This window comes from Anaerovibrio lipolyticus LB2005, from assembly GCF_000621545.1.
Lineage (GTDB): Bacteria > Bacillota > Negativicutes > Selenomonadales > Selenomonadaceae > Anaerovibrio > Anaerovibrio lipolyticus_A.
On record NZ_JHYA01000012.1, the window covers coordinates 37,089 to 52,721 of the forward strand.

Sequence of the window (15,633 nt, forward strand, 5' to 3'; positions counted from 1 at the left end):
TCATACAAAAATTATTTCACTCGTCTGAGATGCGGCCCAGTTCGTCTTATCAGCTTAGGCTCCCTTCTCAGGGCCTCCCGAATAAGCTCCTTTTCCTTTATCATGGTTGTCTGTCTGCTGATGTTAACCAGAATTCCTATGGCAAAAAGGGACATAACCAAAGATGTACCACCATAACTGATAAATGGCAATGGTACACCAACAACCGGAATCATGCCACTAACCATAATGAGATTGGCCACAGCCTGCCCTCCAATAAGGAGCAATACCCCTACAGCCAGCATCTGACCATACATATCCTGGGCCTGCATGGCAATAGCTGCCGCATAACGACAAAACAGCATATATACTATCAAAATAGCCAAAACCACAAAAAAGCCCATTTCCTGGCTAAACACCGCAAAGGCAAAGTCCGTATGGGCCTCCGGCAAATAATCATATTTACTGAGCCCCTGACCAATGCCCATACCAAAAAGACCTCCGGAACCAATGGACATCAGAGACCTTACCGTCTGATAACCCTGATCCTGGGCATAGGGCCATGGATCATAGGTAACCATTAGACGCTCCAAGCGGTATGGCTGCATGTAAATCATAAAGCCCACCAATATCAGTCCACCCAAAAGCAACCATTTTAGCTTGCTGAAATGCAGGCCCCCCACCACAAGCATCAATATAGGGATACCCATAACAATACAGGCAGTACCCATATCCGGCTCAACATAAACCAGCAGGGCCATGGCCCCCACCACCCCCAGCTGACGATTGAAGAGATTGACCTCCTTGCCCTGTCCATTTCTAAAGGAAATATAATAGCCAGCCAGCATAATACTTACCAGCTTGGCAAATTCCGCAGGCTGGAAGGAAAAGCCCGGAAGGGGAATCCAGCGGCGGGCACCATTAACAGGAGCCGTAAAGAGCAGCACCACTAAAAGGCAAGCCATCAATACAACAGTTACTGGCATTATCAAAGAACGCCATTTGTGGTAATCCACCCTGGCTCCCACATAGCATAAAATCAGCCCCAAAATCATGCTGACAGCATGCCTTAGCAAAAATGCATAAGGACTCCCATAGTCCCTTTCAGCCATAACAAAGGTTGAACTGAACACATTAAAAAGTCCTGCAATAAGCAATATTATCACCAGAGTCATAATGGCTTCATGGTTGTTTTTCCATAATTTGACGCCCTGTCTGCGCGGTGTCAGTGGCTCTACTTTACTCAAAGGAAGGTTACCTCACAACGATTAATTTTTTCACCAAATCCACTAAATTTACGCTCATACTCAGTCATAATATTATCCGGTCTATTTTCCGCATGAAGGTCAAAGGACACATCATCCACCTGAAGGCCGGCCTCCTCAAACTGCTCCAGTGAGAAATCAAAGAGGGGGCGATTATCTGTCTTAAACACCAGCTTGCCCGGGTGCTTAAGCAGCTTGGAATAGCGCTTCAAAAAGCCCACATGGGTAAGGCGGCGCTTGGCATGTCTTGCCTTTGGCCACGGATCACAGAAATTGATGTAGAACTGATCTACCTCGCCTTCAGAAAAAATCGTCTCAATATTATTAATATCAAATACCAGGAGCTTCACATTGGTAATACCCAGCTCCCGAATTTTTTTTGCAGCCATGTAAAGCACATCCTGCTGTGCCTCAATGCCAATGAAATTTATATCAGGATGACGGAGAGCCATCTGACTTATAAAGTCTCCCTTGCCGGTACCCAGCTCCACATGAAGGGGAGCCTGACGGTCAAACACCTGAGCCCACTTACCCTTCTGTTCCTCAGAGGCTGGATTATCCTTAGGGAACACAAAATCATCAAAATCATGAATAGCCTGGTCAACCCAAGGCTTTCTACGTAAACGCAAACTTATCGCTCCTATTCAAAATTACTTTTTCTCAAAGCCATACTTTTTTAGATAGCGGTACAGGGTAACACGGCTTACGTGAAGGAGATTTGCCATACGGGATACATTGCCCCCCGCGGCCTTCCACGCCTTTACGAAAATATCCTTGTCTTCCTTCCACTTGTTATCAGGCTTCACATCACCCATAAGGTTAATGTCCTCAGGTCTGATAACACCATCTGTGGTCTTGAAGAAGGCCACCTCCAGCACCCCCTGAAGCTGCTTGATATTCCCCGGCCAATCATAATTGGTAAGGATATTCACAGTTTCCTCCGCAATGGTCTTTTGCGGCATCTGATGCTGACTGGCCAGCTCATTTACAATATGAACTGCCAAATCCCGTATATCCTCCCGACGGTTTCTCAGGGACGGTATACGAATCACACTTCTCGAAATGATATCATATAATTCTCTTGCAAACAAGCCTCTTTCAGTAAGACGCTTCAAATCGCTGTCACATGCCCCCACAATGCGCACATCGATAGAACGGTCCACATCCTCACCTACACGGTTGGACTGAGAGGTATTGAGGGCTGCTGCCAGCTCTATGGCAATATTTTTAGGCATTTTCTCTATTTCATCAATAAAGAGAGTACCACCGGAAGCCAGCTCCAATTTACCAGGATGGCTGATTTCCGAATTAAGGGCTACACCAAAGAGCTCCTGTTCCAGAATTTCCGGAGTTGTATCACCACAATGAATGGTAATGAGTGGTCCTGCTGCCCGAGGGCTGGCCTGATGAATACCATGGGCCATACGCTGCTTTCCTGTTCCCGCTTCACCCTGAATCAACATGTGATGCTTATTTCTGGCGATGCGCAAAGCCTTATCCTTAATGGAACTAAAGTTGGTACCAGCACTTACCAAGGAATTCAGACTGTATTTTGCTGTAAAGCCTGCCGCATGAGCCACCAAGGTACGCAAATCCTCAATAGGCATGGACACTGCTACTACACTGTGAACAGTTTCATCTCCATTGTAATCCAAAGGCACTACGGTGGTAATATCCTCATAGGTCTTGGCCTGGGTAATCCAAGTAACCTCTTTATTGTAGGAAGGCACACCTTTAAATCCGCGATATATAGGGGTATGACGGTAATTCATTATAACCTCGTTAAGGTTTGTCTTCACCTCATTATTATCCTGAGGCTGGGCGCCAATACCCATAAGACGGCTCATCCCCAGCTTATTGGCATAGGCCACCTCATCTCCCGCCATAACATGATATACCGCGAAAGGAGTTGCATCCAATATAGCCTCCTGGGCCTTGATGCGGGTAAACTGATGGAGATAAACCTCCAAGGATTCCTTAATAGTGAGAAGCATGGCAATAATAGCATCCTGAGGCATATCAGTCTGTTCCACCGCCACCAAAGAAATAATATACTGCAGCTCATTATCCACAATGATAGGTGCTGAGCAGGCATCGCTTTGCTGGCATTCTGCTGCCCACATCTCAGGGCCAAAGAGCCAGAATGGTGCCCTGTGCTCGTAAGCAATACTAATGGAGGAAGTGCCAACCTCTTCAATGCCAACCCGTACCCCCTCAATTTCACCTGGGGTCATCTGATAAAATGGCATTGAATAGCTCTTTAAAACGGTGCAGTTTGCATCCAGTATAAGCAGACTGATATTGTATTTCTGGAAGAATTCCCGAACATTGCCACTGATATCCTCCAAATACTTTATAGCGGGGCCATGGAGCTTTTGAGCCTCCTTCAGCTCAGCCTCAGAAAGGCGCTTGGCTGTGGACATTTTATCCGCTGGCACCTTTAGGGCAGCACTTTTTTCCCAGGACTTGGCCACCCAAGGATGTACATTAGGATCTATTTCTCCTGTTTCGATAAATCTATGGTAATATGCTTCCAGCTTTTCACGACTGCGACGTTCTCTAATCATAAAACTTTCACTCTCCAATCTATTATAGTAAGTTAGTTTAAAAGTAAAACGATTCTAAAACTATACATATACACCTATTTTAACATTAGTGATTTTTCTCTGCAAATTTTCCGACCTAAAAGTTACAATTAAACCTCAATTCTGTCCTATATATTGTAATATTTTGTCTGGCGACTTTTTTCAAGTTGTTAATTATGATATAATCTCATTGTCTGTACGATAATGTATTAGAATAAAAAGGAGAATGGTGGTTTATAGATGTCTACTCAATATAAGAAAATTCAGAAGAATTTATCCCCAGCTGCTGATGCAGCAAACAGCAAGTCCAATATGAAGCCAAAGGCTTCCAGGGATTTACTTCTTCTCATCATGATTGCCCTTACCATGTTCGTTATGGCCTTGGGCTGGCAGACCCTTGATCAGATCGGCGTGGCTATGTACACCTGCCTTATGATTGGTATGGTTGTTGTTTACATTAACCGTCACGGCAACTTCACCGACAAAGTTCACAGAATTCTGGTAGGCGTAAGCATGGGTACACTTTTTGCTTCCGTTGGCCTCTTAGGCCTCAGCGTATACATGCAGTATTTTGCATAATAACGTCAATTCAAAACGGCTTTCTTCGGAGAGCCGTTTTTTTATACGTAAAAAAGACTGGTCCGAAAACCAGTCTTTTTTTCATTTTTATTAAATTTCGCCTTTGGTTCCCAGAGCCTTAAGACGAGCCAACGCACGCTGCAGTGAAGCCTCAGCACGAAGGAGATTGATATCCTCCCGAGCTGCGCCACCGGCCTTATAAGCCTCAATACGCTGCTTGGCACGTTCCATGGACTTACGGGCACGATCTGCATCAATGTCCTCAGGAAGCTCTGCCACGGACGCCAGCACAGAAATCTTTTCTGGCTGAACCTCCATAAAGCCACCGCCTACCGCCACCAGCTTCTCGGTGCCTTCCATTTTCACCCGCATGGCATGAGGCACAAGGCCTGTTACCAACGGAGCATGATGAGGCAGAATACCAAGCTCACCATCAGTGGAACGGACAATCAGCATATCAATATCAGCAGAATAAACGACCTTATCCGGAGATACAATCTCTAGCTTTATTGTAGCCATGGATTATCCCTCCTTTTTCATCTTCTCTGCCTTCTCCAGAACCTCTTCGATACCGCCTACCATATAGAAAGCAGCCTCTGGCAGTTCATCGTATTTACCCTCCAAAATCTCCTTGAAACCACGGATGGTATCACGAAGTGGAACGTACTTACCAGGTGTGCCAGTAAAGATTTCTGCTACAGCAAATGGCTGGGACAGGAATCTCTGAATCTTACGGGCACGGGCTACTGTCAGCTTATCATCATCGGAAAGTTCTTCCATACCAAGAATTGCGATGATATCCTGCAATTCCTTGTACTTCTGGAGAACTGCCTGAACGCCACGGGCAACCTCGTAATGCTCGGAGCCAATAACATTTGGATCCAAAATACGGGAAGTGGAATCCAATGGGTCCACTGCTGGATAAATACCCAGCTCAGCAATCTGACGGGACAGAACTGTGGTTGCATCCAGATGGGTAAATGTGCCGGCTGGTGCAGGGTCTGTCAAGTCATCGGCTGGTACATATACAGCCTGTACAGAAGTAATGGAACCCTTGTTGGTGGAGGTAATACGCTCCTGAAGGGCACCGATATCCGTAGTCAGAGTTGGCTGATAACCTACTGCAGATGGCATACGTCCCAGCAGTGCGGATACCTCAGAACCAGCCTGAATGAAACGGAAAATGTTATCAATAAAGAGAAGCACGTCCTGACCCTGAACATCACGGAAATACTCCGCCATGGTAAGGCCGGTAAGACCTACACGCATACGGGCTCCAGGTGGCTCATTCATCTGGCCATAAACAAGAGCAGTCTTGTCAATAACGCCAGACTCGGTCATCTCAGACCACAAATCGTTACCCTCACGGGTACGCTCACCTACACCAGCAAATACAGAATAACCACCATGCTGGGTTGCAATGTTATGAATCAGCTCCATAATAAGAACTGTCTTACCTACGCCGGCACCACCGAACAAGCCGATTTTACCACCGCGGGAATATGGAGCAATAAGGTCAACGACCTTGATACCAGTCTCCAGAATCTGGGTTGCAGTCTCCTGCTCATCAAATTTAGGAGCTGGACGATGAATTGGCCAGAATTCCTTGTTGCCAACTGGTGCTGGATTATTATCAACTGTCTGACCCAATACGTTAAATACACGGCCAAGGCAAGCATCGCCTACTGGAACCTTAATTGGAGACCCAGTATCTACAGCTTCCATGCCACGGGTAAGACCATCAGTAGAGCTCATGGCGATACAACGGGTAACGCTGTCACCCAAATGCTGCATAACCTCTACCACCAGATCTATTTCCACGTCGCCGGCTTTACCCTGGATTGTAATTGCATTAAGAATCTCTGGCAGTTCACCTGCGGGAAATTCAATATCTACGACAGGTCCGATTACCTGTACGACTTTACCGTTTGCCAATGGTAAACCCCCTTATTTAAGTGCCTCAGCACCGCCCACGATCTCTGTGATCTCGCGGGTTATGCCGGCCTGACGAACTTTATTATAGTGCAAATCAAGTTTTGCGATAAGCTCCTGAGCATTATCCGTAGCGTTACTCATGGCATTCATGCGGGAGCTGAGCTCACTGGCTGCTGCCTGTAAAAGCGCCGCATAAATGGTGGTAACAAGGTACTGTGGAAGAAGATACCCCAGCACCTCAGCTGCATTAGGCTCATAGATGTATTCTGAACGAATTTTCTTCTCTTCGCCCTCCTCAGTGGCAAGATTGCCAAAAGGAAGCAGCTTAACAGTTTCAGGAACACAGTTAATTGCAGAAATGAATCTGGTATAAACCATGTACACTTCCTCAATTTCACCGGACTTGAAACGCTCAATGATATCCTCAGCTATATCCTTGGCATTTTCGAACTTAGGACGTTCGCTGATGCCAATATATTCACCGGAAACATCATAGCTACGGTTGGAAAAATAATCTCTTGCTTTACGGCCCACAGTTATAAGCTGAGTATTGCCCTTATCCGCCACCTGGGCAACGGCCTCCTTGATGGCATTACTGGAATATGCTCCAGCAAGGCCCTTATCGGAAGCGATTACCAGAATAAGGCGCTTCCCCCCCGGATAAACCTCCAGAAGTGGATGACTGAAATCAGTCACATTTGCGGCAACATCAGATACGACCTGAGCCATTTTATCTGCATAAGGCTTATTGGCAACAGCAGCCTCTTTAGCCTGACGAAGGCGGGAGGTTGCTACCATGTTCATGGCATTTGTGATTTGCTGTATACTCTTTACGCTCTTGATACGACGGCGTATGTCCTGTAAACTAGCCAAATAAAATCACCTCGCTGCCTTATGCCATTTTGTAGGTTACAGTTTCCTTAAATTCCTCAATAGCCTTGGAAATCTCAGCCTCTAAAGCATCATCCAGCTTTTTCTGATCTGCAATCTTCTGAAGAACAGCCTCATGCTCGTTGTGCATAAACTTCAAAAGGTCACCCTGGAAGGTAACTACCTTGTCCACTGGAATATCGGTCAAAAAGCCACGAACTGCGGAGAAGATTACTACAACCTGTTCCTCTACAGCCAGTGGAGAATACTGAGCCTGCTTCAAAGTCTCAACCATACGTGCACCACGATCCAACTGAGCCTTGGTAGCCTTATCCAAATCGGAAGCGAACTGTGCGAATGCAGCCAACTCACGATACTGAGCCAGATCCAGACGCATGGTACCAGCAACCTGTTTCATAGCCTTAATCTGAGCACTACCACCTACACGGGATACAGACAGACCTACGCTGATGGCAGGACGGATACCAGAATAGAACGCATCAGTCTCCAGCATAATCTGACCATCAGTGATGGAGATTACATTGGTAGGAATATATGCAGAAACGTCACCTGCCAGAGTCTCGATAATTGGCAGGGCGGTAATGGAACCAGCACCTAAATTATCGGAGAGCTTGGCAGCACGCTCCAACAGACGGGAATGTAAGTAGAATACATCACCTGGATATGCCTCACGTCCTGGTGGACGACGGAGCAGCAGAGACATGGCACGATATGCAGCCGCATGCTTGGTAAGGTCATCATATACACAGAGGCAGTGACCGCCCTTGTACATGAAATACTCAGCCATAGCTACGCCGGAGTAAGGAGCCAGATACTGAAGCGGAGCACTATCAGAAGCTGTAGCAACAACTACGATGGTGTATTCCATAGCACCGGCATCTTCCAATGTCTTAACTACACGGGCAACGGTGGATGCCTTCTGACCAATTGCCACATATACGCAGATACAGTTCTGGCCCTTCTGGTTCAGAATAGTATCTACAGCAATAGCAGTCTTACCAGTACCACGGTCACCGATAATCAGCTCACGCTGACCACGGCCAATTGGTACCAGAGCATCAATTGCCTTTAGACCAGTCTGGAGTGGCTCATGTACTGACTTTCTGTCAGCGATACCAGGAGCCTTGTACTCTACTGGACGATATTCAGTTGTGTTGATAGGTCCCTTGCCATCAACAGGGCGGCCCAGTGCATCAACTACACGGCCAACCATGGCTTCGCCTACAGGAACCTGCATGATGGTGCCGGTACGTTTTACCATATCGCCTTCCTTGATGGCAGTATCGCCACCAAGAATAACTGCACCAACGTTGTCCTGCTCCAGATTAAGAACAAGACCATATATATCGTTACCGAAATCAAGGAGCTCACCGGCCATAGCCTTGCTGAGGCCATGAACGTGGGCGATACCATCACCGATTTCGATAACAGTGCCTACATCATCAACATTCAAATCAACATTGTAGTTCTTGATTTGATCCTTGATAATGGCTGTTATTTCTTCCGGATTCATTTTCATACTTCGCTGTCACCCCATTTTCTCAATTACTTGCCATCAATTCAGCCTTCAGTGCCTGCAAACGACCGGTTACACTGCCGTCGATGCGTCTGTCACCGATTTTTACAACTACGCCGCCAATGATTCCCTTGTCCTCGTGCATGCGAAGCTGTACCTTTTTGCCGGTCACCTCTTCCAATTTGCTGCCAAGACTTGCCTTGAGTTCTGACTTCAAATCAAATGCACTGGTTACATCAGCGATTACAATGCCCTGTGCTTTATTGGACATTTCCTGATAGCACTCGTTAATGGCTTCCAGCAACACAATACGACGCTTGTCCACCAGAAGCAGCAAAAACTTAAACATCAAGTCAGAAACCTCACCCTGCAAAAGCTTGGTAATAAGGTCCTTCTTGGCTTGAGGCTGTACCTGCGGGTTGGTCAGGAAGCCCTTAAGATCAGCCTGTGAAAAAAGGTCGTGGCTCACCTGAGCAAGCTCCTTGCCGTATTTTTCAAGCTGATTTTCCTCTTTGGCAATCTCAAAGATTGCAACCCCGTATTTACGGGCAAGCTGTATATTTAACATGGCAAATCACCAATCTTGTCCTTATCGAGCTGGTCGATAAACTCCTTGATAAGTGCTTCATTCTCAGCAGCATCAATATTTTTGGAAACGATTTTCTCAGCTGCGGCAATGGAAAGTGCAGCAACCTGTCCCTTGAGCTTTTCAACTGCCAGAGCGCGTTCCCTCTGAATTTCCTGCTGGGCAGCATGCTTCATCTGATCGATTTCAGCTTTTGTTGTCTGCATGCTGGCCTCATGATCTTCACGAGTGCGCTTTTCTGCCTTGTCAATGATCTCCTGAGCCTTTACACGGGCACCTGCCAGCTGTTCCTGATACTGCTTCAGGGTAGCTTCAGCAGCTGCAGCATCGTCGTCAGCCTTCTTAATGCTGCCGGCGATTCTTTCCTCACGCTCTTTTAACATCTTAACAATAGGCTTGTACGCAAAAATACGGAGAAGAACAACAAGAACCAAGAAGTTCAGCATCTGCGCAATTAATGTTGCGTTAATATCAATCAATTCTATTGCCCCCTCTACTTAATAGCCTCATCGGTAGCGTTAAATTACTTGATGAGTGGATTAGCGTAGAGAATAATCAGGGCAATAACGGTGGCGATAATACACATTGCCTCGATCAGACCTACGGAAATCAAGGTGTTAGTGAAGAGTGCGTTCTTTGCCTCTGGCTGACGGGTCAAGCCCTCAATAAACTTACTGGTTACCAGTGCATCACCTAAAGCTGCACCAACTGCTGCCAAACCCATAATAATACCTACACCGATCATAGCTGCCGCTACCATAACTGAATGTTCCATTAGATAATCCTCCTTAAAATAAATAACGATTTTTTCTGTTTTCGTCATGATAACATAACGAGAAAACGTTCTTACTCCTCACTGTCCTTTACTGCATTGGCCAAATAAGCCAAGGAAAGGCTGGTGAAGATAAATGCCTGTACTCCGCCGATAAACAAACTGAAAGCCAGCCATGCTACAGATGGTAGAATTGCCCATTTAGCCAGCATAAGCAAAATAATGATGAGAATCTCACCTGCCAGAATGTTACCAAATAGACGGAAGGCCAGTGTGATTGGCTTGGCTATTTCCTCAATAACGTTAATGATAACAAAAATTGGGAACGGTTGGAAGAAATGCTTAATATAATGCATTCCCTTCATGTACACGCCCAAAGTGTGTACCATAACGATAATGAAAAGTGCCAGGCCCAAGGTGGTGTTCAGATCATTTGTCGGCGATGCCATAGTAGGCACCAGACCAAGCCAATTGGCTACAATCAGGAAAAGGAACAATGTTACAATCAATGGACAAAGGAATTCTCCCTTTGGCCCAAGACTGGTAAGCGTCTGTTCCCTAAGCCACACGATGAGTCCCTCAACAATGTTCTGGGCACCAGTTGGTACCATTTTGAGGTTCCTGGTGGCAAGTATAGCTATTAATAAAACAATGGCCATACTTATCCAGGTCATCACCAGTGTCTCCCAATTGAAGGTCAGGCCGGCAAACTGCACTGTTTCACGAACACCGATTTCATGCATAACCTATACCCCCTTCTAATGTATCCGGCCCATGCCGGACACAACATGAGAATTTATATTGACCTACAGATATCTGCTGTAGTTGTTCTGTATCAGCAAAACCATACCCAGAACATAAACAATGGCAAAGCCTGCAACCACAGCTGCAAACTGTTCCACCGAAATCTGGATAGCCGTGCCAAATACTGCCAAAAGCAGCACTAATCGTAAAATAAGTCCCATTGCCATAGTACTTTTCGCCTGGGCCACAGTCATATCTGAACTGCGCCACAGTCTTCCCAGCATGACACCATACCAGGCAAAGCCCATGAGATAACCGGCTGCCAAGCCACAAAGCAGGACTATCTGCTGATATACCGAAAGAGAAACCGCCACCATGGCAGTCAACACTCCCAGTATTTTTAACATCTTAATGATGTTAGTCAATATAACTTCCCGCATATTCCTCCTCCGACAAGTTTTATATTTACCCGTCTTCGTTGAATATAGTATTGCTCTGCACCGGAAAATTCCGATACAGAATAATTATAACGCAGTTGTTCATATTTTGCTATAAGCAAAATATTCATTATTAGCGTTTCAACACGCTATGAACTTGAACTGCGTTGTAACCTAAATAATTCCTTTAAGCTGTTTGTAGGTCAGATAAAAGGCAATGGGGAATCCAAGAACAATTCCCGTCAGCTTTCCACCGTATTCAAGACCCAGAAAATCATCTGCCATAGCCCCCAGAAAAATACAGATTCCTATAACTACAGCAAAGAAAATACCTACGCCCCCTAAAACACCGAAGGCCTTCAAAGCTTGAGCCAAGCCACTGGCTTCTTTCTCTTTATGCTCATCTCTGTTATTATTCGCCGCCTTCAAGTGTTTCACCTTCCTCTGCCCCTTGAAATATCAACAACACTTGAAATTATAGCAAATATTCCTCCATTGTGAAACAATTCTGTTAAATTTATGAAAATAATTTCATACTAATGTTTTCATAATTTCTATTTATACTTTTATACAAATGGGCAGGGCTGTTTTCTGTCGCGACGGTCATGGGCCTAAAACTTTTTGTCCTAATTAAATAGTGAAAAAAATCATAACTCGCTTCGCTCAAACAGATGATTTTTGTCACTAAAATAGATGTGCGGACAAAAGCGTTTCTTAACGACTCATGACCTAATTGCTCCAGTAAGCACCCCTGTCCTTATGTGCAATAACTGTGGGTGGCATGGAATAAGGACATGAAGCATGCGAAGCTCAAAATGACACCTCTGTAATAAACTCATCGAAGCCACTGTGATGTGGCGGACGGTTACGAAGTCCGTCCATACCATCTTTAAGCCGATAAATAAATTGATGTGGCACTAGCGAAGCAAATGAATGGCCTATTCCATGACAGGACCCACATTGTAACAAATAAAAAAAGGACCACGGATAACGCAGTCCTCAAATTTATGAAATTATTTTGCCACGAAGCGGTCCGGCTTTGCATGTCCCTTTCCATATTTATGGAGGATAGCCTCCACAATACGGCGGGATGCCTGGCCATCACCATAAGGGTTGCATGCCTCTGCCATACTGTTGTACTCGTTTTTATCAGTCAACAGCTTCTTGGCTTCCTCATATACAACCTTTTCATCAGTACCAATGAGCTTGACAGTACCTGCCTCCACCGCCTCAGGGCGTTCTGTGGTATCACGGAGTACCAGAACCGGCTTGCCTAAAGCTGGTGCCTCCTCCTGAACTCCACCGGAGTCAGTGAGAATCATATAAGCTCTGTGCATAAGGTTGGCAAAAGGCTCATAGTCCAACGGATCAATGAGATAAATCTTATCGTGTCCGCCAAGTTCTTCCTTAACTACCTCACGCACCTTCGGATTCTTATGAACAGGGAAGACAATCTCCACATCCTCAAATTCCTCAGTGAGCTGACGCAGAGCCTTGTATACGTTGCGCATTGGTTCACCCAGATTCTCACGGCGGTGAGTAGTAACCAAAATTATTCGTTTATTTTTGTAGTCAATATTCTGAAGGGTTTCGTTTTCAAATACAAAATCCTCCCGAACAGTTTTATGAAGAGCATCAATAACAGTGTTACCTGTAACAAAAATGCCTTCCTTATTGATGGATTCTGCCAAAAGGTTGCTCTCAGAGGTGTTAGTAGGAGCAAAATGCATATCGGCGATGGAGCCAGTGAGTTTGCGGTTCATTTCCTCTGGGAATGGTGAATACTTGTTGTGAGTTCTCAGACCTGCCTCCACATGGCCAACAGCAGTCTGATGATAATATGCAGCCAAAGCCCCGGCAAAGGTGGTGGTGGTATCACCATGCACCAGCACAATATCAGGTTTTTCCTTCTGCAATACCTTATCCAGGCCCATCATAGCCCTGGATGTAATATCAAACAATGTCTGGCCAGCAGCCATAATATCCAGATCATAATCTGGTTTAATATGAAAAAGATTTAATACCTGATCCAGCATATCACGATGCTGGGCAGTAACAGCCACTACTGGCTTAATCTCCTCAGGATGTTTGGCCAGCTCCAGCACTACAGGAGCCATTTTAATTGCCTCCGGACGGGTACCAAACACAGTCATTACTTTAATCCTTTTCCCCATCTTAATCCCCTTCCACACATGAGATAACTACGAATATATTATTAAGTATCAAGGATTCTTCATTCTAAGAATACCAAGTTTTTTGGCACCGAAAAATACCAGCAGTATAACAGCCACTACAATGGCAACAGCAATACCACCGGATACTTCATTAAGAAGAACAGCACTAAGTCCCAGCATGGCGCTGATAACATACATCAACAGCACAGCCTGACGCTGGTTAAAGCCCATATCCAAAAGGCGATGATGCAAATGTCCCTTGTCTGGCTTAAAAATTGGAACGCCACCGCGATAACGGCGGATAATGGCAAAGGAGGTGTCAAGAATTGGCACCCCCAAGGCCAAAATAGGCACAATAAGGGCGATAGTCGCCGCACTCTTAACCGCACCAATTACAGAAATTCCCGCCAACACAAAACCAAGGAGCATACTGCCTGTATCTCCCATAAAAATCTTTGCCGGGTTAAAATTATACCAAAGGAATCCAATAGCTGCTCCGGCCAATGCTGCTGTAATAATAGTCACCAGCACAAAGGCATTCTGAATAGCCACCAAAAGTATCGTAATGGAAGCAATAGTGGCCACACCTGCGGCCAAACCATCCAAACCGTCAATAAGATTAACAGTATTGGTCAGACCCACAATCCAAAAAAGGGTTGCAGGAATGGCAAAGTATTCCAGATAGAAATAATCACCAAAAGGATCCGCTATGAAATCAATCTGCACCCCAAAGGCAACCAGCACTCCCGCAGCAACAATCTGCCCCAGCAACTTCACCTTAGGGGGAAGATTCTTATAATCGTCCACTAAACCAAGGATAACAATCAGGGTTGCACCAATCAAAAGGCCAATAACACCTGACTGAACATCCTCAGGCAGCATATCCAACTGTAACGTAGCCAACACACCTGCCATAAAGGCAATATAAATACCTAAGCCTCCAATACGGGGAATAGGTTTTTTATGTACTTTTCTGGCATCAGGTGCATCCATAGCACCAGTTTTATCTGCAAATAATATAACAGCCGGGGTAATCACCAGTGATACCACCAAAGCTATAAGTAATGCCCAAACGAAATTTGGCATAAAAAGTCACCTGCTTTCTTTAGAACATACCAATTTTACTCCACGAAATACGCTCTGTCAACAAGATTAAAAGCAGGTATAAAGGAAAAAATAGATGGGCTTACTTAATATCCTTTGGCTCAACTTCCACCACTGAACCATCAGACTCCAGATAAATTACCTTATCCAGCATGGCATTTCTAAGCATGCGCCTGCAGAGAAGACATGGCTTGCCGCTGGCCAGGGTTCCGTCTGCATTATAGCCCACAATATAGGCTGTGGCCCCCTTCATTTTCTCAGGATCACCATTAATAATGGCATTCTGCTCTGCGTGGACAGCTACACACAACTCATAATTCTGTCCTGGCTTGATCCCCAGGCGTTGACGCTCACAAAGACCAGTATCAATGCAGTTGGCCTCACCTCTTGGGGCACCGTTATATCCAGTACTGATGATAATTTTATCCTTAACGATAATTGCCCCGTATTTGCGCCTAAGACAGGTGGAGCGTTTTCCTACTGCCTTGGAAATATCAAGAAAATACTCATTCCATTCCGGTCTCTTTGAAGCATCAGCCATTTTTTTCTCCCCTTCTTTTGTTTTCCCATACTCTTTATTATTTATGTTCGTCCAGAAATCTTCTGGCCAAAATAACCGCCACAAAATCATCCACCGGCTCTGGTGGCACCTGCATACTTGTAGGTATCAGCCTTCTCCACCCCTTTGGGGGCTTTACCTTCCAATATTCACCACGGGCCAGCTGTGTAGTATAGTACTCATCAACCTCCTCCAGTTGGAGCCCCGGGCACTCATTTTTTATACGGACCTGTGCTTCGCCGGAGGTGGTACCATTACCAATTACAAGTATATCAGCTTCATAGTCTCTCTTCAAATTGCTAATAATATTGGGCAGAGAAGCCGTATCCACCACCCGCTGATAAAGGACAGTACCATCTGTTGACAAAGCGGCTACACCACACTTATCCCGCCCCGGGTCAACTGCCAATATACTTTTTCCTGATATTTCCATATTCAAAACAATTACTCCTAATGAAATAAAGGTAGAAGCTGTTGTCTTTCGCTCAGTTTCATCGCTAAAGCTAT

18 protein-coding genes are annotated in these 15,633 nt (G+C 45.4%); 1 reads left to right on the top strand and 17 read right to left on the bottom strand.

What is annotated here, in order from left to right:
• Positions 1 to 11 precede the first annotated feature (11 nt).
• The 3 genes from T355_RS0109910 to T355_RS0109920 are packed head-to-tail and all read right to left on the bottom strand — an operon-like array spanning position 12 to position 3,811.
• Positions 12 to 1,226 carry an FtsW/RodA/SpoVE family cell cycle protein gene (locus tag T355_RS0109910; RefSeq protein ID WP_051555523.1) on the bottom strand — a complete coding sequence of 405 codons (1,215 nt, stop codon included), beginning with the start codon at positions 1,224 to 1,226 and terminating at the stop codon, positions 12 to 14.
• Positions 1,223 to 1,873 (bottom strand): tRNA (guanosine(46)-N7)-methyltransferase TrmB, encoded by a 651-nt coding sequence (gene trmB / locus T355_RS0109915; RefSeq protein WP_027397620.1) that lies wholly within the window; start codon positions 1,871 to 1,873, stop codon positions 1,223 to 1,225. The genes T355_RS0109910 and trmB overlap by 4 nt, the downstream gene beginning before the upstream one ends.
• Before the next feature lie 21 nt (positions 1,874 to 1,894).
• Positions 1,895 to 3,811 (bottom strand): sigma 54-interacting transcriptional regulator, encoded by a 1,917-nt coding sequence (locus T355_RS0109920; protein WP_027397621.1) that lies wholly within the window; start codon positions 3,809 to 3,811, stop codon positions 1,895 to 1,897.
• A 258-nt stretch (positions 3,812 to 4,069) separates the two neighbouring features.
• Between T355_RS0109920 and T355_RS0109925 the strand changes: the two genes are divergently transcribed.
• A complete protein-coding gene (locus T355_RS0109925) occupies positions 4,070 to 4,408 on the top strand; it encodes a hypothetical protein (RefSeq protein WP_027397622.1) in 339 nt (112 codons plus the stop codon).
• Positions 4,409 to 4,498: 90 nt separating this feature from the next.
• Here the strand turns inward: T355_RS0109925 and atpC are convergent, their stop codons facing one another.
• From atpC to T355_RS0109995, 14 genes are all read right to left on the bottom strand, one after another.
• Positions 4,499 to 4,927, bottom strand: a complete 429-nt coding sequence (gene atpC / locus T355_RS0109930) for an ATP synthase F1 subunit epsilon (RefSeq protein WP_027397623.1) — start codon at positions 4,925 to 4,927, stop codon at positions 4,499 to 4,501.
• Between the two features lie 3 nt (positions 4,928 to 4,930).
• On the bottom strand, positions 4,931 to 6,343 hold the full coding sequence (gene atpD, locus T355_RS0109935; protein ID WP_027397624.1) for a F0F1 ATP synthase subunit beta: 1,413 nt from the start codon (positions 6,341 to 6,343) through the stop codon (positions 4,931 to 4,933).
• A gap of 12 nt (positions 6,344 to 6,355) precedes the next feature.
• The gene (atpG, locus tag T355_RS0109940; RefSeq protein WP_027397625.1) at positions 6,356 to 7,216 is read right to left on the bottom strand and encodes an ATP synthase F1 subunit gamma; all 861 of its coding nucleotides are present in this window, start codon (positions 7,214 to 7,216) and stop codon (positions 6,356 to 6,358) included.
• Positions 7,217 to 7,235: 19 nt separating this feature from the next.
• Complete coding sequence (atpA, locus tag T355_RS0109945) at positions 7,236 to 8,753, bottom strand: F0F1 ATP synthase subunit alpha (protein WP_027397626.1); 1,518 nt, start codon at positions 8,751 to 8,753, stop codon at positions 7,236 to 7,238.
• Between the two features lie 22 nt (positions 8,754 to 8,775).
• Positions 8,776 to 9,318, bottom strand: coding sequence for an ATP synthase F1 subunit delta (gene atpH, locus T355_RS0109950; protein WP_027397627.1), 543 nt, complete (start codon positions 9,316 to 9,318; stop codon positions 8,776 to 8,778).
• Positions 9,312 to 9,815 carry a F0F1 ATP synthase subunit B gene (gene atpF / locus T355_RS0109955; protein ID WP_027397628.1) on the bottom strand — a complete coding sequence of 168 codons (504 nt, stop codon included), beginning with the start codon at positions 9,813 to 9,815 and terminating at the stop codon, positions 9,312 to 9,314. Before atpF ends, atpH begins: the two co-directional genes overlap by 7 nt.
• A gap of 44 nt (positions 9,816 to 9,859) precedes the next feature.
• A complete protein-coding gene (gene atpE / locus T355_RS0109960) occupies positions 9,860 to 10,111 on the bottom strand; it encodes a F0F1 ATP synthase subunit C (protein WP_027397629.1) in 252 nt (83 codons plus the stop codon).
• A gap of 71 nt (positions 10,112 to 10,182) precedes the next feature.
• A complete protein-coding gene (gene atpB / locus T355_RS0109965; RefSeq protein WP_027397630.1) occupies positions 10,183 to 10,851 on the bottom strand; it encodes a F0F1 ATP synthase subunit A in 669 nt (222 codons plus the stop codon).
• 63 nt (positions 10,852 to 10,914) lie between these two features.
• A complete protein-coding gene (locus tag T355_RS14835; protein WP_051555524.1) occupies positions 10,915 to 11,292 on the bottom strand; it encodes a hypothetical protein in 378 nt (125 codons plus the stop codon).
• 171 nt (positions 11,293 to 11,463) lie between these two features.
• On the bottom strand, positions 11,464 to 11,727 hold the full coding sequence (locus T355_RS0109975; RefSeq protein ID WP_331279591.1) for an AtpZ/AtpI family protein: 264 nt from the start codon (positions 11,725 to 11,727) through the stop codon (positions 11,464 to 11,466).
• 575 nt (positions 11,728 to 12,302) lie between these two features.
• Complete coding sequence (gene wecB / locus T355_RS0109980) at positions 12,303 to 13,463, bottom strand: non-hydrolyzing UDP-N-acetylglucosamine 2-epimerase (protein WP_027397632.1); 1,161 nt, start codon at positions 13,461 to 13,463, stop codon at positions 12,303 to 12,305.
• 48 nt (positions 13,464 to 13,511) lie between these two features.
• Entirely contained in the window at positions 13,512 to 14,549 is a 1,038-nt protein-coding gene (locus tag T355_RS0109985) for a glycosyltransferase family 4 protein (protein WP_027397633.1), read from the bottom strand.
• 100 nt (positions 14,550 to 14,649) lie between these two features.
• On the bottom strand, positions 14,650 to 15,108 hold the full coding sequence (locus tag T355_RS0109990; RefSeq protein ID WP_027397634.1) for a deoxycytidylate deaminase: 459 nt from the start codon (positions 15,106 to 15,108) through the stop codon (positions 14,650 to 14,652).
• Positions 15,109 to 15,145: 37 nt separating this feature from the next.
• A complete protein-coding gene (locus tag T355_RS0109995) occupies positions 15,146 to 15,559 on the bottom strand; it encodes a resolvase (protein ID WP_037330106.1) in 414 nt (137 codons plus the stop codon).
• Between the last annotated feature and the right edge of the window lie 74 nt (positions 15,560 to 15,633).

Excerpts from the sequence above, each read along its gene's own strand:
- T355_RS0109920 (WP_027397621.1), bottom strand. The coding sequence starts at position 3,811 with ATGATTAGAGAACGTCGCAGTCGTGAAAAGCTGGAAGCATATTACCAT.
- T355_RS0109925 (WP_027397622.1), top strand. The coding sequence starts at position 4,070 with ATGTCTACTCAATATAAGAAAATTCAGAAGAATTTATCCCCAGCTGCT.
- atpC (WP_027397623.1), bottom strand. The coding sequence starts at position 4,927 with ATGGCTACAATAAAGCTAGAGATTGTATCTCCGGATAAGGTCGTTTAT.
- atpA (WP_027397626.1), bottom strand. The coding sequence starts at position 8,753 with ATGAAAATGAATCCGGAAGAAATAACAGCCATTATCAAGGATCAAATC.
- atpH (WP_027397627.1), bottom strand. The coding sequence starts at position 9,318 with ATGTTAAATATACAGCTTGCCCGTAAATACGGGGTTGCAATCTTTGAG.
- atpE (WP_027397629.1), bottom strand. The coding sequence starts at position 10,111 with ATGGAACATTCAGTTATGGTAGCGGCAGCTATGATCGGTGTAGGTATT.
- atpB (WP_027397630.1), bottom strand. The coding sequence starts at position 10,851 with ATGCATGAAATCGGTGTTCGTGAAACAGTGCAGTTTGCCGGCCTGACC.
- T355_RS14835 (WP_051555524.1), bottom strand. The coding sequence starts at position 11,292 with ATGCGGGAAGTTATATTGACTAACATCATTAAGATGTTAAAAATACTG.
- wecB (WP_027397632.1), bottom strand. The coding sequence starts at position 13,463 with ATGGGGAAAAGGATTAAAGTAATGACTGTGTTTGGTACCCGTCCGGAG.
- T355_RS0109985 (WP_027397633.1), bottom strand. The coding sequence starts at position 14,549 with ATGCCAAATTTCGTTTGGGCATTACTTATAGCTTTGGTGGTATCACTG.
- T355_RS0109990 (WP_027397634.1), bottom strand. The coding sequence starts at position 15,108 with ATGGCTGATGCTTCAAAGAGACCGGAATGGAATGAGTATTTTCTTGAT.
- T355_RS0109995 (WP_037330106.1), bottom strand. The coding sequence starts at position 15,559 with ATGGAAATATCAGGAAAAAGTATATTGGCAGTTGACCCGGGGCGGGAT.